Origin of the sequence: Ralstonia insidiosa (assembly GCF_008801405.1) — a bacterium.
GTDB classification, from domain to species: Bacteria; Pseudomonadota; Gammaproteobacteria; order Burkholderiales; family Burkholderiaceae; genus Ralstonia; species Ralstonia insidiosa.
This window is the reverse complement of the sequence record NZ_VZPV01000001.1, coordinates 1,668,218-1,686,385: the sequence shown is the minus strand read 5'-3', so window position 1 is coordinate 1,686,385 and position 18,168 is coordinate 1,668,218. Positions and strand designations below refer to the sequence as shown.

Sequence of the window (18,168 nt, the reverse complement as noted above, 5' to 3'; positions counted from 1 at the left end):
TTCGGTGAGGTTCTTTGGGAGTTCAGTTAGACGGCACAGGGTCACGTCGCCATCATGTGGACCACAAGCGCAGCGGACGGCCCGCCACGCCATGCATCGGTTCGCGCAGCGCCAGCCAGGTCTGTGACAGCAAGGCGCGCGCATCTTCGGGCCGGCGTGCAAGCACGCGCAGCAGCAAAACGTTTGGCAAGCCCGGCGCATCCTGCGTGAGACACGTCACGCCAGCACGCAGGGTGTCGTTGTACGGCAGGTGTTCGGCCATCGCTTCGGCCAGGGCTTCGGTGGCGCCCTCACCCACCGCCCACAGCGTGCCGACGACGTGGAAACCCGCCATGCCCGTCGTCGTGTTCAACACGGGCGATTGCGCGTCGAAGGCAGCCGACTCGATCCACAGCGGCTGGCCGTTGCAACGCAATGCCGTATGCATGGCGATGCGACCTTCGGCCCACGACTCGCCGGCGGCGTGACGGCCAAGCATGGTGGTGTCCCAGCCGACGGCCGTAGCCCCGGGGGCCAAGTCCAGCGTCAGGTCGATGACCGGGCACGCCTGGTTGAAGACGATGTTCTCCTGCGGCAGCCAGTCGAGCCGCGCCCCGGCTTCCGCGCGGATGGCAACGCGCTGCGTGGCCGTACGGCCGAGCGACTTGTACCACTTGGTGGCGCCGGGGGTGGTCAGCACGGCATGCGCATCGGCGCCCAGGTCGATATCGATGTCGAGTAAGTCGCCGCCGGCGATGCCAGCGGGCGGGTGCAGCATGACCACGTGGCACACGCCCTCGCCTTCCGGGTACAACGCTTTCTGCACGCGCAGCGGCCCACGGTGGCGGCACTCGGCCAGCACGGTACGTTCCCCCCGGCGCGCAAACGCCAGCCGCAGGGAGGCTTCCCAGGACGCGAAAGAATCGGTCTGCGGCGGAACAGGAAAATCGGGATGGCGCATCAGTGGTGCTGCACTGCAGCTCGGATTTTTCCCATCATAGCCAGATGCCGCGGGTTTCGCACTCGACTTTTTCTGCAAGACACCTGCGCGTCAAACAGCGACCAGATCACGTACGCCATCGGCTTCCATGTTGACGCCGTCGCCCTGGGCGATCACCTCGCCGCGACTCATGACGACGTAGCGGTCGGCAATGCTGCGGGCGAAGTCGTAGTACTGCTCGACCAGCAGCACTGACATGCCGAATTCGTCCACCAGACGGCGCAGCGTGCGGCCGATCTCCTGAATGATGGAGGGCTGGATGCCCTCGGTCGGCTCGTCCAGGATCAGCAGGCGCGGCTCGCTCATCAGCGCACGGCCGATGGCGAGTTGCTGTTGCTGCCCGCCGGACAGATCGCCCCCGCGCCGCCCTTTCATCTCCTTGAGCACCGGAAACAGCTCGTAGATCGAGTCGGGCACCTTGGACGGCGCGCGCTTGGCGGCCGCACCGATCAGCAGGTTCTCTTCCACCGTCAGACGCGGAAAGATCTCGCGGCCCTGCGGCACATAGGCGAGACCCTGCGAAACACGCTCATACGCGGGCAGCTTCTGGATGGCGTGCCCTTCCCAATCGATCGCGCCGCTGGCGGTGGGCACAACGCCCATCAGGCACTTGAGCAGCGTCGTCTTGCCGACGCCGTTGCGGCCAAGCAGCGTGGTCAACTTGCCTGCCGGCACCTCGAAGCTGACATTGCGCAGGATGTGGCTGCCGCCGTAGAACTGGTTCAGTTGAGCAATGGTGAGCATCGCGTGTGTCCTTAGCGCCCTAGGTAGGATTCGATCACGCGTTCATCGCGCTTGACGGCGTCGAGCGTGCCTTCGGCCAGAACGCTGCCTTCAGCCAGCACAGTCACGCGACCCGTCTCCCCTGCCAGCGCAGCGACGAACTCCATGTCGTGCTCCACCACCATGATCGAGCACGAGCCACGCAGGCCGTTGAGCAGCGTAGCCAGTTGCATCGTTTCTTCGTCCGTCATGCCGGCGACAGGCTCGTCGAGCAGCAGCAGTTGCGGCTGCTGCATCAGCAGCATGCCGATCTCCAGCCGCTGCTTCTGCCCATGCGAGAGCAAACCGGCGGGCCGATACGCATCCGCTTCCAGGTGGATACGGCCGAGCGTCTCTTCGATGCGCTGGCGACCGTCGTTCAGCAGGCGCGCACGCAGCGACACCCACCAGCGCTTGTCAGCCTTCATCGCCAGTTCCAGGTTTTCCCACACGGTGTGCTGCTCGAACACCGTGGGCTTCTGGAACTTGCGGCCGATGCCGATCTGCGCGATGCGTGGCTCGGTCAGGCGCAGCAGGTCGATGCTCTGGCCGAGGAAGACGCGCCCAGTCACATCGGCATTGCGCGGCCCGGTCTTGCCGGTAATCACGTCCATCATCGTGGTCTTGCCTGCGCCATTGGGGCCGATGATGCAGCGCAGCTCGCCGTGGTCGATGGACAGCGTGAGTGCATTCAGTGCGCGAAAGCCGCCAAAGCGCACCGTCACATCTTCGAGGTAGAGGATGGCACCGTGCGAGACGTCAATCGTGTCCGGCTCGACCAGGTGGCCCATGCCGGTGGCGGTGCCGGTCTCCGCGCGGTCCGGGAGTTCGGTGAAGGTGCTCATGCGTGGTCTCCGGCGGGCGGTGCGGCAGCGGCCGCCTTGGCTTCAGGTGCCTTGCCTTGTGCAGGCGCGCGCTTCTGCATACGCAGCTTGCCCAACACCCCCAGCACGCCGTTCGGCAGATACAGCGTCACCAGCACGAAGATCGCGCCGAGCACGAACAGCCAGTACTCCGGCACCCAAGCCGTCAGCAGCGTCTTGGCCCCGTTGACGAGGAACGCGCCGATGATCGGGCCGATCAACGTGCCGCGTCCGCCAACGGCCACCCACACCGCCATTTCAATCGAATTGCCCGGCGACATCTCGCCCGGGTTGATGATGCCGACCTGCGGCACATACAGCGCGCCCGCAATGCCGCACAGCACCGCCGAGAACGTCCACACGAAGAGCTTGTAGCCGAGCGGGTTGTAGCCGGAGAACATCACGCGCGCCTCGGCATCGCGGATGGCCGTGACCACGCGCCCGAACTTGGACGTGACGATCGCGCGGCAGGCAATGAAGGCCAGCACCAGCGCAACGAATGTCGCGACAAACAACACGGTGCGCGTCGGCAATGCCGAGATCGGGAAGCCGAGGATGCGCTTGAAGTCTGTAAAGCCGTTGTTACCGCCAAAGCCCGTTTCGTTGCGGAAGAACAGCAGCATGGCCGCGTACGTCATCGCCTGCGTAATGATCGACAGGTACACACCCTTCACGCGTGAACGGAAGGCAAAGAAGCCGAACAGCCACGCGAGCACGCCGGGTACCAGAATCACCAGCAGCATGGCCCACGCGAAGTGCTCGGTGCCGTGCCAGAACCAGGGCAACTCCTTCCAGTCGAGGAACACCATGAAGTCCGGCAGGTCGCTCTTGTACACGCCTTCTCGGCCGATGGCGCGCATCAGGTACATGCCCATGGCGTAACCACCCAGCGCAAAGAACACGCCGTGGCCAAGGCTCAGGATGCCGCAGTAGCCCCACACCAAGTCGAGCGCCAGTGCCGCCAGCGCGTAGCACATGATCTTGCCGATCAACGTGAGGGCATACGCCGACAGATGCAGCGGGCTGCCCTCCGGCACCAGCAACGCACACACCGGTGCGCCAATGCAAACGATGAGCGATACCAGCACCAGCGCAGACCACCCGCGCCGCGACAGCAACGGCATGCGCGCCGGAATATCGAGTTTGAATTGCGTCGTCGTCATATCAGGCCTCCGCGCTGCGGCCCTTGAGGGCGAACAGGCCCTGCGGACGCTTCTGGATGAACAGCACGATCAGCACCAGCACGATGATCTTCGCCAGCACCGCGCCATAGAACGGCTCGATGAACTTGTTGATGAGCCCCAGCCCAAACGCACCGATGATGGTGCCCGCCAACTGCCCCACCCCACCCAGCACCACGGCCATGAACGAATCGATGATGTAGCTCTGGCCGAGGTCCGGCCCGACGTTGCCGATCTGCGAGAGCGCGCAGCCGCCCAGTCCGGCAATGCCCGCACCAAAGGCAAAAGCGTAACTGTCGACCTTCCACGTACGCACGCCCACGCAGGCGGCCATCGTGCGGTTCTGCGTGGTGGCGCGAACGAACAGGCCCAGGCGCGTACGGTTGAGCACGCCCCAAGCAATCGCCACCACCGCCAGCGCAAACAGCAAAATCACGAGCCGGTTGTACGGCAGGATCAGGCCCGGAGTCAGCGCAATGCCGCCGCTCATCCAGCTCGGGTTGGCCACCTCCACGTTCTGCGCGCCGAAGATCGAACGCACGGCCTGCATCAGCAGCAGGCTGACCCCGAACGTGGCGAGCAGCGTTTCCAACGGGCGGCCATACAGGTGACGCAGCACCAGCCGCTCCAGCGCAAAGCCGACGACTGCGGCCGCCAGAAAGGCTGCAGGCAATGCCGCCGGCAGATACCAGTCGAACGCATTCGGGAAGTGCGCGCGGAAAATCGTTTGCACCACATACGTGGCATACGCACCGATCATCAGGAACTCGCCGTGCGCCATGTTGATGACGCCGATCAGGCCGTAGGTGATGGCCAGCCCCAGGGCGGCCAGCAGCAGCACCGAGCCCAGGCTCAGGCCTGCGAATAGGTTCCCCACCAGTTCGGTCTTGCGTTGTTGCGCAGACAGGCTATCGAGTGCCTGTTGTGCAGCGGTGCGCAGTTCGTCATCGGCGCCGCTGTCCTTGGCAAGCAGCGGCAGCAGGCGCTGGCGCGTTTGCGGGTCGGTGTCGTTGGCCAGCAGCTTGAGCGCTTCGAGCTTTTCGGCATGCGTGCCGTCGTCGAGCGCGAGGTTGGCCCACAGCAAATCGAGCTTGGCGCGCAAGGCGGCATCGGTCTCGTGCTTGCGCGCGGCATCGACGATCGGGCGCGAGGCCGTCTCCGGATGCGTCAGTAACGTATCCACCGCCTGCGCACGCACGGCGCGGTCCGGCGATTGCAGCACGAAGCCGCTCGCCGCGCTTTCCACTTGCGAGCGCAGCGCGTTGTTCAGTGTGAGGGATTGCAGATCGTCTGCCTTGACGGTGACGGGTTGGCCAGAGATCGCATCGAGATAGCGTTCACCGTCCTGGCGCACCATGCCGGCGGCGGGTGCGAAAAACAGCGCATCGTTCTGCAGTGCCTGCAGGATGGGGCCAGCCTGTTCAGCTGGCGCGGCGGCCAATGCGTTGAGCGTCTTCACCTTGGCATCGAAGTCGTCTTCGGCCAACGGCTTGAGATCCGCCTGGGTCAGCGGTTGCCCTGCAGCCCACGAAGAGGCAGCAGGCACGGCGGCCAGGCACAGCGCGCACAGCAGTGCGGCAAGAGAATGAGACAACCAGCGAGACAAACGCATCATGGCAATCCGATGCGTGGCACCCCGCAGATACCAAGCGGGTGCCACGTCGTACAGCGTCATTCGAAAGATCGGCCACAACATCACGTGCAGCCGATCTGCCTGATCACATCACTTGCTTGCAACCATGTCAGGCTTGCCTTCGTTGCCGGGGATGTACGGGCTCCACGGCTTGGCGCGGATCACCGTTGGCGTCTTCCACACGACGTTGAACTGGCCATCGCCGCGCACCTCGCCAATCATCACGGGCTTGCTCAGGTGATGGTTGTTGTTCATCACCAGCGTGAAGCCCGACGGCGCCTTGAACTGCTGGCCGTACATGGCCTGGCGCACCTTGTCCACGTCGGTGGTGCCCGCCTTCTCGACAGCCTGCTTCCACATCATGATGCCGACGTAGGTGGCTTCCATCGGGTCGTTGGTGACGCGCTTGTCGCCGCCAGGCAGGTTGTTGGTCTTGACCCATGCGGCCCACTTCTTCTTGAAGTCGTCGTTGACGGGGTTCTTGACCGACATGAAGTAGTTCCATGCCGCAAGCTGGCCGGCCAGCGGTTTCGTATCAATGCCGCGCAGTTCTTCCTCACCCACCGAGAACGCCACCACCGGCACGTCCTTGGCCTTCAGGCCCGCGTTGCCGAGCTCCTTATAGAACGGGACGTTCGAATCGCCGTTGATGGTGGAGATGACCGCCGTCTTTCCGCCCTGCGAGAACTTCTTGATGTTGGCGACGATGGTTTGATAGTCGGAGTGGCCGAACGGGGTATAGACCTCTTCGATGTCGCTGTCCTTCACACCCTTGCTGTGCAAGAACGCGCGCAGGATCTTGTTGGTGGTACGCGGGTACACGTAATCCGTACCCAGCAGGAAGAAGCGCTTGGCGCCGCCGCCTTCCTTGCTCATCAGGTATTCCACCGCCGGAATCGCTTGCTGGTTGGGCGCGGCACCGGTGTAGAAGACGTTCTTCGACATCTCTTCGCCTTCGTACTGCACCGGATAGAACAGCAGGCCGTTCAGTTCCTCATACACCGGCAGCACCGACTTGCGCGACACCGACGTCCAGCAGCCAAACGTGACGGCCACCTTGTCCTGCGTCAGCAGACCGCGCGCCTTCTCGGCAAACAGCGGCCAGTTCGAGGCCGGATCCACCACCACCGGCTCCAGCTTGCGGCCGAGCACGCCGCCGCTCTTGTTGATCTCATCGATGGTCATCAGCGCCACGTCTTTCAGCGACGTTTCCGAGATGGCCATGGTGCCCGACAGCGAGTGCAGGATGCCGACCTTGATCGGCTCTTTTGCCTGAGCAAACGCGAAATTCTGCATGCACGAGAGGGACAACAGTGCTGCAGCACCAACGGCTGACAGCTTCAACAGCGCACGACGTTTCATTGCGGCTCCTTGGGTCTAGTGGTGGCGAGAACGACTCCCGGGAGCTAAAAGTGCAACTACCGTGCCATCACTTTTCGCTCACTCGAAGGGAAATCCGCGCCAAAACGGTGCCAGAAGTGCGCCAAGTCCGCGCATTTCCCCGCCGTGATGCGCGCGCTTGGGGCACGCGCGGACAAGCACAGAACTGGCAGAGCGCAAAGGAAAACCGTGCGCAAAAAGAAAAGGCCGGCATTGCGCCGGCCCGTGAGCTTGCGAAGAAACGCCCGTCAGGAATAGCGGCGCGAGATCGACTCCGCCACGCAAACCGGGCGCTCCTGCCCTTCGCGTTCGATAGTCACTGTCCAGGTCAGTTGCGCGCCGGCCAATGCAGGAGCATTCGGCAGCGGCGGCAGCACTTCCATCTCCAGCAGCGTCACGCGCGCACGCACGCGGCTACCAACCGGCACGGGCGCCGTAAAGCGAACCTTGTTCAAGCCGTAGTTCACGCCCATCTTCACGTCCGGCATGCTGATCGCATTCGCCATCAGCATCGGCAGCAGCGAGAGCGTCAGAAAGCCGTGCGCCACTGGCGCCCCAAACGGCGACTCACGTTTGGCTCGCTCCACATCCACATGAATCCACTGGTGATCGCCCGTCGCCTCGGCAAACAGGTTGACCTGCTGCTGTGTGATCTCGGTCCAATCGCTCACCGCGACTTCCTGACCAATCAATCCTTGCAGCTCGTCGAGCGATTCAATGATGCGCATCTGGGTTGTCTCCTTGTTGTTGTGTGATGCCGATTCCAATCAGGCGGCAGGACGTCGCCCGAACAGGCCCATGCCTGTGACGGTGCAGACCAGCTCACCGCGCTGGTTGCGCGCTTCCCAGCGGTTGATCGCCACGCCACGATCCGGCTTCGACTGCGACGGTTTGATCTCCATACACGTGCTCGACACCGACAGCGTGTCGCCCGGATACACGGGCTTCATCCAGCGGATTTCGTCCACGCCCGGCGAGCCCATGCTGGCCGCCTTGCCGAGAAAGCCCGTCACCATCAGACGCATCATGATCGAGCAGGTCATCCAGCCGCTGGAGATGATGCCGCCGTAGATGCTGTGCTTGGCTGCTTCCGCATCCACGTGAAACGGCTGCGGATCATATTGCCGCGCGAAGCTCAGGATCTCTTCTTCGGTAACGGTGTACGTGCCCATCTGCAGCGTACGACCGACTTCAAAATCGTCGAAATAGAAGTCGTACGATCGTGTTGCTTCTGTCATGTCGCGTCCTCCAAATGACAAACGCCCCGCGTTGAAGCGGGGCGCCGATGACTGCAATTACGCCGCGTTCTGGAAACCCGGCAGCGTTGCGAAGCGTGCCAAGTGGTGATCCACGTCGCCAAGCGTCGTGTTGATCATCGTGAGCCGCTTGAACATGTGCGCGGCCGGCAGTTCGTTGGTCACGCCCATGCCACCGTGCAGCTGCACGGCTTCCTGGCCAACGTCGCGTGCAGCCTGGCCGACGCGAGCTTTGGCAGCCGACACGTAGCGGTGGCGTGCCTCGACATCGCCGTCCTCAAAGTGCGCAGCGGCCAGATACGTGATCGAACGCGCCTGCTCGGCATGGATGAACATGTCGACCATGCGATGCTGCAGCGCCTGGAAACGCGCGATGGGCACGCCAAACTGCTGACGCGTCTTCGTGTATTCCAGCGTGGCGGCGTTCAGCGCGTCGATCAGGCCGACGGCCTCGGCGCACAGCAGCACACAACCCAAGTCGGCCACCGCATCGATGGTTTCCCATGCGTCGCCAGCCTTGCCCAGCGTCGTGGCCGGCGCGTTGTCGAAGCGGATGTCGGCAGCGTGCAGGTTGTCGATGGTGCGGTAGTCCTTGACCGTCACCCCTGCGGCATCGCGGTCGACCACGAACAGCGACAGGCCGGCGGTATCGCGTGCCTCACCGCCTGTACGTGCGGAGACGATCAGCTTGTCGGCCTGTGCGCCGTGCACGACCACGGCCTTCTCGCCGGTGATCGTCCAGCCGCTGCCCTGCTGCGCTGCGCGCGTGGTCACGTTGAAAAGTTCGTAGCGCGATTGGCGCTCGCCAAAGGCAATGGCCAGCTTGACAGCACCACCAGCCACCTGCTCCAACAGCGCATCCTGCCCACCCGCCAGCTTGAGCGCCTGTGCACCCAGCACGGTGGCCTGGTACGGCTCCACCACCAGACCGCGGCCCAGTTGCTGCATAACCACCAGCAGGTCCATCGCACGGCCATCAAAACCGCCTTGCGCTTCCGGCACCGGCAGCGCGGTCAAGCCCAGTTCGGCAATGCTGTCCCAGGCGCTCTGCGACACGCCCTCGGGCGAGTACACGATCTTGTTGCGCGCCTCGAAGCCGTAGTCCTTGTCGACAAAGCGACGCACCGCATCGGCCAGTTGCTTCTGTTCGTCGGTGAACGAGAAATCCATGGTTGTCTCCGTTATCCGTTCTGATCAGACGCCGAGGATCATCTGCGAGATGATGTTGCGCTGGATCTCGTTCGACCCGCCGTAGATGGAGGTCTTGCGATAGTTGAAGTAGTACGGCGCGAGCGGCGCTGCATCGTTGTCGCCGGTCACGGCCTGCTGGTGTTCGCCTTCCAGATAGCTCGGGTCGAACGGCTGAGCGTACGGGCCCACGGCCTCAACCATCAGCTCGGTCAGCATCTGCTGAATCTGCGTGCCCTTGATCTTGAGCAGCGAGGCCTCGGGGCCGGGGCCCTTGCCGGCGTTCTCGCTCGACACCACGCGCAGCACGGTGATCTCAAGCGCCAGCAGTTCGATCTCCAGCGCGGCCACCTTGGCGCCGAACACCGGGTCCTGCAGCAGTGGCTTGCCGTTCTTCTGGTGCTGCAATGCCACGCGCTTGAGGAACGCCAATTCACGCTTGGAGTTGCCCACGCGTGCAATGCCGGTACGCTCATGGCCGAGCAGGTACTTGGCGTACGTCCAGCCGCGGTTTTCCTCGCCGATGAGGTTGTCGACCGGCACCTTCACGTTGTCGAAGAACACCTCGTTCACTTCGTGCTCTTCGTCCAACATGATGATCGGGCGCACAGTGATGCCCGGCGTCTTCATGTCGATCAGCAGGAACGAAATGCCCTCTTGCTTCTTGGCGTCCGGGTCGGTCCGGACCAGGCAGAAGATCATGTCGGCGTGCTGGCCGAGCGTGGTCCAGGTCTTCTGGCCGTTGACGATGTAGTGATCGCCCTCACGCACGGCGCGGGTCTTGACCGAGGCGAGATCGGAGCCCGAACCCGGCTCGGAGTAGCCCTGGCACCACCAGTCGGTGCAATCGACAATGCGCGGCAGGAAGTAGCGCTTCTGCGCTTCGTTGCCGTACTTCATGATCACGGGGGCGACCATGCTGACGCCGAACGGCAGCACGCCAGGCGCGCCAATCTCAGCGCACTCCTCGTCCCAGATATGCTTTTGGATGGGGGACCAGCCGGTACCGCCCCACTCGACCGGCCAGTGCGGTACCGACCAGCCCTTGCCCGCCAATGCCTTGTGCCAGCGAACGAAATCTTCGCGGTTCAGGCGGCGGTGGTTCAACACCTTGTCTTGAATGTCGCGGGGCAGATTGGCTTGCAGCCAGCCGCGGACTTCCTGGCGGAACGCATTATCGGCCGCCGAGTAGTTCAGATCCATGCCTGTCTCCTGTGGTTGGCGCTCTGCCGTGGCAAATCGGCAAAGCACGTTCTGTCGGACCGGCGCGGACCTGAGATCGGGAGCTAGTGCACGGGCTGCTTGAGCGCATCGGGCACCAGCAGCGGCATCACCTCGATGCCTTCCTCTGCCAGTTCCTGCGCTTCCTCCCGAGACGTTGTCCCGCGAATGCCCCGCTCCGGCGCCTCGTCGTAGTGCATGCGACGCGCTTCTTCTGCAAACCGGTCGCCGACGTCCTCAGTGTTGGCCAGGACATGGCGCACGGCTTTCAGGTAGAGCTGTTGCAGGGCTGCGGGCGCACCGCCCTCGCCTTCCGCTGTCTTGGCGGTATCGCCTTTGTGGGCGTTCTCCGCACGTGACGACGACAGATTCAGGCGCGGCGCACTCGGCAAGCGCTCAACCTCGTTGTGACCGCAAACCGGGCACGTCAACAGCCCGCGTTCTTGCTGTGATTGCAGGTCGGCATCGGAGCCGAACCAGCCTTCGAAGCGGTGGTCATTGGCACAGCGGAGGTCCAGCACTTTCATGATCGGTCCAGCGCATGGGGACGAGTGTATCCCCGATTCGAAAATTTGTGAACGGTCGTGCTAATTTTTTCGCACGACCGTTCGCTATAGTAACAACGACAGGAAAAAGGCGTGATCAGACGGCCACGCAAGAGGCTCAGGCAGCACCTGGCGTCCAAGCGCCCGACAGAATCTTCTCGAGCCAGAACGTGCCGATGATGGTCTTCACGTCGGAAATCTTGCCCTCACGCACCCAGTCGATCAATTGGCCCGCCGACGTGATGAAGGTTTCAAGGAACTCACCTTCATCGAGCATCGCCTCGCCCTGCTTCAGATCGCGCGCGAGATAGATGTCGATGAACTCGGTGGAATACGAGATGACCGGGTGGATGCGTGTGAGGTAGTCCCAGCGTTCAGCCGTGTAGCCGGTTTCTTCAACCAGTTCGCGCTTGCCGCACGCCAGAGCCCCCTCTTGCGGGTCAAGCTTGCCGGCGGGGAATTCGATCATCACCTGACCGATCGGGTAGCGGAACTGGCGCTCCATCAGCACGGTGCCGTCGTCAAACAACGGGATCATCATGACCGCACCCGGGTGGATCAGGTACTCGCGGCTGGCATTGCGGCCGTCCGGCAGGCGGACGATGTCCTGCTTGAGCGTGAGGAACTTGCCTTGATGCATCAAGGCCGACGCGACCTGGGTCTCGCGCAGGCCGGCATCCGGGTCAGACGTCGTGTCTGCTGATGCAGGGATCGTAGATGCGGGATTGGTATCGGACATGGCGCTCTCTCATGCCGAGACAGCGGGTGCCTGCCCGGCGGGTGATCAACGGAAGTGGCGAACGAGGTATTGCCACGTGAAGCCGGGAAACGCGAACACCAGCATCAGGCAAGCAGTGATTGCGTAGAACTGCCAGCCTTGCGGGAAGGCATTACCCTGGCTCGATTCAATACCGAAGCCGATCAACCCCACCACAACATACATGGCGATCAGCTCGGTGCCGCGCAGCCAGAACGGCTTGCGCGGCCAGCCAATCCAACGAATGGGCACCAGGGCCAGCACGCGTTGATTGACGAACGGCAGGTTGGCACAGATCAGTGCCAACACGATGACAAACAGGCCGGCCGTTGATGCGTTCATTGCATGCGCTCGATTACGAAGCCAGTGTCAGGCGGATTGCCTGGTAGCACAGGGCCATCAAGCCGGCCGGGAAGATGCCCAGCAGCAGCACCAGCAGGCCGTTGACCGACAGCACCGAACGCAGGCCGAAGGTGGCTTCCACCGGACCTTCATCTGTCGGCGCATCAAAGTACATGACCTTGATGACGCGCAGGTAGTAGAACGCGCCCACCAGCGAGAACAGCACTGCCACGATAGCCAGCCACGGCATGCCAGCATCGACCACCGCACCCAGCACCGACAGCTTGGCGTAGAAGCCGACCGTCGGCGGCAGACCTGCCAGCGACATCATCATGAACAGCGTCAGCAGTGCAAACCACGGGCTCTTCTTCGACAAGCCCTTCAGGTCAGCAATGTCTTCCGCCTCATAGCCCTTGCGCGACAGCAGCAGGATGATCCCGAAGGCGCCCAGCGTGGTCAGCACGTAGGTCACGGCATAGAACATCGACGCGCTGTAAGCCTGCGCTGTCAGATCCGGCTTGCCAGCGCTCACGCCCGACAGCAGACCCAGCAGCAGGAAGCCCATGTGCGAGACCGTCGAATACCCCAACAGGCGCTTGAAATTCGTTTGCACCACACCGGTGATGTTACCGATGGCCAGCGAAAGCACAGCCAGCACGATCAGCATGTTTTGCCAGTCGAACGCCAGCGGCAGCAGGCCTTCGACCAGGATGCGCAGCGTCATGGCAAATGCAGCCAGCTTCGGCGCACCGGCGATCAGCAGCGTCACAGCCGTCGGGGAACCCTGATACACGTCCGGCACCCACATGTGGAACGGTGCGACACCCAGCTTGAATGCCAAACCTGCTACCAGGAACACCACGCCGAATACCAGGATCGTCTTGTTGATATTGCCAGTGTTGATCTGGCGGAACACCTCACCCAGATCCAGTGAACCCGTCGCGCCGTAGATCATCGACATACCGTACAGCAGCAGGCCGGACGCCAGCGCACCGAGGATGAAATACTTCATCGCCGATTCTGACGAGACATTCGCACCGCGGCGCAACGCCACCAGCGTGTACGAAGCGAGCGACAGCAGTTCCAGGCCCAGATACAGCGTCAGGAAGTTGTTGCCGGTGATCATCACCACCTGACCGCCGAGCGTGAACAGCGCGAACATGTAGAACTCGCCGTTGTACATGCCACGATCAGCCAGGTACTTGCGTGTGTAGACCATCGTCACGAACACCGCCAGTGCCGCCACGGAGCACAGCACATTGGCCATCGGGTCAATCACGGCCAGGTTGCTGAACACGTAGTGCGTTTCACCGGCCGCCGCATTGATGGCAAACCAGACGCTCAGCACCAGCGTGATCGTCAGCGACACCGGATAGGCAACGCTGCTGCGATTCTGACCGCGCGCCAGGTCAATCCAGTTGACGGCACCGATGCCGAGCGCGAGGAAGATGATCGGGGCGATAGCCGCCATGGATGAGGACAATTGCATGGTTTCTTCTCCCCGCTTACAGCTTGCTCTGAGCCACGTGGGTGAGGAGATTCACCACGGACGCATGCATGACATCGGTAAAGGGCTTCGGATACAGGCCCATGTAAAGCGTTGCGATCGCCAGCACGCCGAGCATGAAGAATTCACGGCAGTTCAGGTCTTTCAGTTCAGCCACGTGCTTGTGCGTCACGTCGCCGAAGATCACGCGCTTGACCATCCACAGCGAATACGCAGCGCCGAAGATCAGCGCGGTAGCCGCCAGCAGGCCGATCCAGAAGTTGTACTTGACCGAACCCAGGATGACCATGAATTCCCCAACGAAACCGGAGGTCGCCGGCAGGCCACAGTTGGCCATCGCGAAGAACACCGACAGCGCGGCAAACTTCGGCATCGTGTTCACCACACCGCCGTAATCAGCGATCTGGCGCGAGTGCACGCGGTCATACAGCACACCGATACACAGGAACATCGCGCCCGAGATGAAGCCGTGCGAAATCATCTGGACGATACCGCCCTCGATACCGATCTCGTTGAAGATGAAGAAGCCCAGCGTGACGAAGCCCATGTGCGCGATCGACGAATACGCGACCAGCTTCTTCATGTCGGCCTGCACCAGCGCCACCAGACCGATGTAGATCACGGCGATCAGCGAGATCGCGATAATGAACGCAGACAAGTGATGGCTGGCATCCGGCGCGATCGGCAGCGAGAACCGCAGGAAACCGTAGGCACCCAGCTTCAGCATGATCGCGGCCAGCACCACGGAACCGCCGGTCGGCGCTTCCACGTGGGCGTCCGGCAGCCAGGTGTGCACCGGCCACATCGGCACCTTCACGGCAAACGCCATGAAGAACGCGATGAAGATCAGGATCTGCTCGTTCATCGACAGCTTGACCTGATGCCACTGCAGGATCTCGAACGTACCGCTGTGGAAGTACAGGTACAGCAGCGCAACCAGCGTCAGCAGCGAGCCCAGCAGCGTGTACAGGAAGAACTTGAACGCTGCGTACACGCGATTCGGGCCGCCCCACACGCCGATGATGATGTACATCGGGATCAGCGTGGCTTCGAAGAACACATAGAACAGCATGCCGTCGAGCGAGGCGAACACGCCGATCATCAGACCCGACAGGATCAGGAACGCCGCCATGTACTGCGCCACGCGTTCGGTAATCACCTCCCAGGCCGCAATCACCACGATCACCGTGATGAACGCCGTCAGCACCACGAACCACATCGAGATGCCGTCGACACCCAGGTAGTAGTTGATGTGGAAGCGCTCGATCCAGCTCGACTTCTCGACGAACTGCATCGCGGCCGTCGACTTGTCGAAACGCGTAATCAGCGGCAGCGTAATCACGAAGCTGATCAGCGAGCCAATCAGCGACATCCAGCGGACATAACCGGGATTGCGGTCTGAGCCCGAGGCCAGCACCAGCACGCCGAAGAAGATCGGCAGCCAGATCGCAAAAGACAGAACCATTTTTGTTATCCCTTATTTGCCCGCCAGGAACACGAAGTACGTCAGCAGGCCAACCGTGCCGACAATCATCGCGAACGCATAGTCATAGATGTAGCCGGACTGGAGCAGGCGCACGACGCTCGCGAACCAACCCACCAGACGCGCGCTGCCGTTCACAACCACGCCGTCGATCACGCCCTGATCGCCGCCCTTCCACAGGCCACGGCCAAACTTGACCGCACCGTTAGCGAAGACGATCTCGTTGATCTTGTCCATGTAGTACTTGTTGTCCAGCAGCTTGTAGATGCCGGAGAAACGCTTGGCGATTGCAGCCGGAATGTCCGGGCGCTTCAGGTAGAAGAACCACGACAGCACCACACCTGACACCAGCAGGATGAACGGCACCGAGGTGAAGCCGTGCACCGCCATCTCAACCCAGCCATGGAAGTCTTCGCCCAGCACGTTCATAGCTTCGTGGTTCTCGCCGTTGAAGATCACCTGTGCAAATGCCACGCCGTGCTTGAAGAACTCGCCGAACAGCATCGGCTGAATGGCCCAGGCACCGATCACCACCGACGGAATTGCCAGCAGCACCAGCGGCACCGTCACCACCCACGGCGACTCGTGTGGCTTCTCGCCCGGCGCCAGGCCGTGATGCTCGTGGCCGCCGTCTTCCTCTTCGTGATGTTCGTGGTGGTGGGCATCGGCCTTGCCGAAACGCTCTTCACCGTGGAACACCAGGAAGTACATGCGGAACGAATAGAACGCCGTCACGAACACGCCACCCAGCACGGCCCAGTATGCAAATTGAGCGCCGGGCAGGTGCGATTCCGCCACCGCCTCAATGATCGAATCCTTTGAGTAGAAGCCCGAGAAGAACGGCGTACCGATCAGCGCGAGGGAACCCACCAGCGACGTCAACCACGTGATCGGCATGTACTTGCGCAGGCCGCCCATATTGCGCATGTCCTGATCGTGGTGCATGCCCATGATGACCGAGCCGGCACCGAGGAACAGCAGCGCCTTGAAGAACGCGTGCGTCATCAGGTGGAACACAGCCACTTGGTACGCCGAGGCACCCAGCGCCACGGTCATGTAACCGAGCTGCGACAGCGTCGAGTACGCCACCACGCGCTTGATGTCGGTCTGGATGATGCCCAGGAAACCCATGAACAGCGCAGTGATGGCACCGATGACCAGCACGAACGACAGCGCGGCGTCCGACAGTTCGAACAGCGGCGACATGCGCGCAACCATGAAGATACCTGCGGTCACCATGGTGGCCGCGTGGATCAGAGCGGAAATCGGGGTCGGACCTTCCATCGAGTCCGGCAGCCACACGTGCAGCGGGAACTGTGCCGATTTACCCATCGCGCCGATGAACAGGCAGATACAGGCAACCGTCAGCATGTGCCAGTCGGTGCCCGGGAAACCGATCGTCGCCAAGTTGTCACGCGCGGCAAACACGTCGGCGTAGCTCAGGCTACCGCTGTACGCCAGCAGCAGGCCAATACCGAGCACGAAACCGAAGTCACCCACGCGGTTGACCAGGAACGCCTTCATGTTGGCGTAGATGGCCGTCGGGCGCTTGAACCAGAAACCGATCAGCAGGTACGACACCAGGCCCACCGCTTCCCAGCCGAAGAACAGCTGCAGGAAGTTGTTGCTCATCACGAGCATCAACATCGAGAAGGTGAACAGCGAGATGTACGCGAAGAAACGGTTGTAGCCGTCGTCTTCCTGCATGTAGCCGATGGTGTAGATGTGCACCATCAGCGAGACGAAGGTCACCACGCACATCATCATCGCCGTGAGCGAATCGATGAGGAAGCCGACTTCCATCTTCAGCGAGCCGACCGTCATCCATTCGTAGACAGTGGCGTTGTAGCCGGCGCCGTTGATGACGTCGAGCAGCACCGACACCGACAGGATGAAGGCGATTGCCACACCGAGGATGGTGACGCTGTGGGACGTCTTGCGGCCGATCTTCTCGCCGAAGAACTTGGTGCCGAACAGCCCGGCGATCGCTGAGCCGGCCAGCGGCGCAAGCGGAATCGCCAGCAGCAGGTTAGGGTTGAGCGTGGTAGCCATTGGAACGCTTCTTATAGGTGGATGCGGAGGTTAGCCCTGGGTTTAACCCTTCAGGCTGTCCAGATCGTCGACGTTGATGGTGTCCAGGTTACGGAAGAGCACCACCAGGATGGCGAGACCGATCGCGGATTCCGCCGCGGCCACCGTCAGGATGAAAAACACGAACACCTGCCCCGCCAAGTCACCCAGGTAGTGGGAGAACGCGACGAAGTTCATATTGACCGCAAGCAGCATCAATTCGATCGCCATCAGCAGCACGATGACGTTCTTGCGGTTCAGGAAGATGCCGACGATGCTGATGGCAAACAGCACCGCGCCGAGCACGAGGTAATGGGCGAGGGATAGCGAAGACATATGGATACTCCCGGGGCTCAGCTCTTGGAATCAGCCGAAGCTGCGCCGGATACGGTACTAGCGGCCTTTTCAGCCGGCATCGAAACCAGGCGCACGCGGTCCTTGCGCTGCACACGAAGCTGATCGGCCACCTTCTGGGTCTTGGCGTCCTTACGGCGACGGGCCGTGAGCGCCACGGCAGCGACAATCGCCAGCAGCAGCACAATGCCCGCGACTTCAAAGGCATAGATGTAATCGGTGTAGATCAGCTTGCCGAGCGCCTGCGTATTCGGGCCGTTGAAGCCCTTGGGCAATTCCTGCACAGGTTGTACGCGCCCCATGAAGGTCTTGGTCAGCACCACAGCCATTTCCAGGATGATGACCACGCCCACGAACGCCGCCAGGGGCACGTACGTCCAGAAGTCTCGTCGCAAGTGCTCGATGTCGATATCGATCATCATCACCACGAACAGGAACAGCACCATCACTGCCCCCACGTAGACCAGCACCAGCGTGATGGCGAGGAATTCCGCCTTGAGCAGCATCCAGATCGCCGCTGCGGTGAAGAACGACAGCACGAGGAACAGCGCCGCGTGCACCGGGTTCTTCGCGGTGATGACCTTCAGCGCTGAGAGCACCAGCACCAGCGCGAAACAGTAGAAGATGATCGTCGTGATTTCCATGAT

18 protein-coding genes are annotated in these 18,168 nt (G+C 62.1%); all 18 read right to left on the bottom strand.

Going from position 1 to position 18,168, the window contains the following annotated elements; all coding sequences use genetic code 11:
- Positions 1 to 52: 52 nt before the first annotated feature.
- The 18 genes from F7R11_RS08080 to F7R11_RS07995 all read right to left on the bottom strand — a co-directional run bounded on the left by F7R11_RS08080 (position 53) and on the right by F7R11_RS07995 (position 18,165).
- Entirely contained in the window at positions 53 to 940 is an 888-nt protein-coding gene (locus tag F7R11_RS08080; protein WP_064802511.1) for an urease accessory protein UreD, read from the bottom strand.
- A 90-nt stretch (positions 941 to 1,030) separates the two neighbouring features.
- Complete coding sequence (urtE, locus tag F7R11_RS08075) at positions 1,031 to 1,723, bottom strand: urea ABC transporter ATP-binding subunit UrtE (RefSeq protein ID WP_064802509.1); 693 nt, start codon at positions 1,721 to 1,723, stop codon at positions 1,031 to 1,033.
- A gap of 11 nt (positions 1,724 to 1,734) precedes the next feature.
- Positions 1,735 to 2,586 carry an urea ABC transporter ATP-binding protein UrtD gene (urtD, locus tag F7R11_RS08070; protein WP_021194968.1) on the bottom strand — a complete coding sequence of 284 codons (852 nt, stop codon included), beginning with the start codon at positions 2,584 to 2,586 and terminating at the stop codon, positions 1,735 to 1,737.
- Positions 2,583 to 3,767 (bottom strand): urea ABC transporter permease subunit UrtC, encoded by a 1,185-nt coding sequence (gene urtC, locus F7R11_RS08065; RefSeq protein WP_064802507.1) that lies wholly within the window; start codon positions 3,765 to 3,767, stop codon positions 2,583 to 2,585. The genes urtD and urtC overlap by 4 nt, the downstream gene beginning before the upstream one ends.
- A 1-nt stretch (position 3,768) precedes the next feature.
- Positions 3,769 to 5,400: an urea ABC transporter permease subunit UrtB gene (urtB, locus tag F7R11_RS08060; protein ID WP_064806240.1), complete on the bottom strand. Its 1,632-nt coding sequence runs from the start codon at positions 5,398 to 5,400 to the stop codon at positions 3,769 to 3,771.
- Positions 5,401 to 5,508: 108 nt separating this feature from the next.
- On the bottom strand, positions 5,509 to 6,780 hold the full coding sequence (gene urtA, locus F7R11_RS08055) for an urea ABC transporter substrate-binding protein (protein WP_064802505.1): 1,272 nt from the start codon (positions 6,778 to 6,780) through the stop codon (positions 5,509 to 5,511).
- Between the two features lie 266 nt (positions 6,781 to 7,046).
- Positions 7,047 to 7,526, bottom strand: a complete 480-nt coding sequence (locus F7R11_RS08050) for a MaoC family dehydratase (protein WP_064802502.1) — start codon at positions 7,524 to 7,526, stop codon at positions 7,047 to 7,049.
- A 39-nt stretch (positions 7,527 to 7,565) separates the two neighbouring features.
- A complete protein-coding gene (locus F7R11_RS08045; RefSeq protein ID WP_064802500.1) occupies positions 7,566 to 8,036 on the bottom strand; it encodes a MaoC family dehydratase in 471 nt (156 codons plus the stop codon).
- Between the two features lie 57 nt (positions 8,037 to 8,093).
- On the bottom strand, positions 8,094 to 9,224 hold the full coding sequence (locus F7R11_RS08040; RefSeq protein ID WP_064802498.1) for an acyl-CoA dehydrogenase family protein: 1,131 nt from the start codon (positions 9,222 to 9,224) through the stop codon (positions 8,094 to 8,096).
- Between the two features lie 24 nt (positions 9,225 to 9,248).
- Positions 9,249 to 10,445, bottom strand: a complete 1,197-nt coding sequence (locus F7R11_RS08035) for an acyl-CoA dehydrogenase family protein (RefSeq protein WP_064802495.1) — start codon at positions 10,443 to 10,445, stop codon at positions 9,249 to 9,251.
- 83 nt (positions 10,446 to 10,528) lie between these two features.
- A complete protein-coding gene (locus F7R11_RS08030) occupies positions 10,529 to 10,990 on the bottom strand; it encodes a DUF1178 family protein (protein WP_021194976.1) in 462 nt (153 codons plus the stop codon).
- A 136-nt stretch (positions 10,991 to 11,126) separates the two neighbouring features.
- Entirely contained in the window at positions 11,127 to 11,747 is a 621-nt protein-coding gene (locus F7R11_RS08025) for an NUDIX domain-containing protein (protein WP_064802493.1), read from the bottom strand.
- A 45-nt stretch (positions 11,748 to 11,792) separates the two neighbouring features.
- Positions 11,793 to 12,107: a DUF2818 family protein gene (locus F7R11_RS08020; protein WP_064802491.1), complete on the bottom strand. Its 315-nt coding sequence runs from the start codon at positions 12,105 to 12,107 to the stop codon at positions 11,793 to 11,795.
- Positions 12,108 to 12,120: 13 nt separating this feature from the next.
- Entirely contained in the window at positions 12,121 to 13,596 is a 1,476-nt protein-coding gene (nuoN, locus tag F7R11_RS08015) for an NADH-quinone oxidoreductase subunit NuoN (RefSeq protein WP_064802488.1), read from the bottom strand.
- A 16-nt stretch (positions 13,597 to 13,612) separates the two neighbouring features.
- On the bottom strand, positions 13,613 to 15,079 hold the full coding sequence (locus F7R11_RS08010) for an NADH-quinone oxidoreductase subunit M (protein WP_064802486.1): 1,467 nt from the start codon (positions 15,077 to 15,079) through the stop codon (positions 13,613 to 13,615).
- A 12-nt stretch (positions 15,080 to 15,091) separates the two neighbouring features.
- Positions 15,092 to 17,149: an NADH-quinone oxidoreductase subunit L gene (gene nuoL, locus F7R11_RS08005; RefSeq protein ID WP_064802484.1), complete on the bottom strand. Its 2,058-nt coding sequence runs from the start codon at positions 17,147 to 17,149 to the stop codon at positions 15,092 to 15,094.
- Between the two features lie 42 nt (positions 17,150 to 17,191).
- Positions 17,192 to 17,503: an NADH-quinone oxidoreductase subunit NuoK gene (gene nuoK, locus F7R11_RS08000; RefSeq protein WP_021194982.1), complete on the bottom strand. Its 312-nt coding sequence runs from the start codon at positions 17,501 to 17,503 to the stop codon at positions 17,192 to 17,194.
- A 17-nt stretch (positions 17,504 to 17,520) separates the two neighbouring features.
- The gene (locus F7R11_RS07995) at positions 17,521 to 18,165 is read right to left on the bottom strand and encodes an NADH-quinone oxidoreductase subunit J (RefSeq protein ID WP_021194983.1); all 645 of its coding nucleotides are present in this window, start codon (positions 18,163 to 18,165) and stop codon (positions 17,521 to 17,523) included.
- Between the last annotated feature and the right edge of the window lie 3 nt (positions 18,166 to 18,168).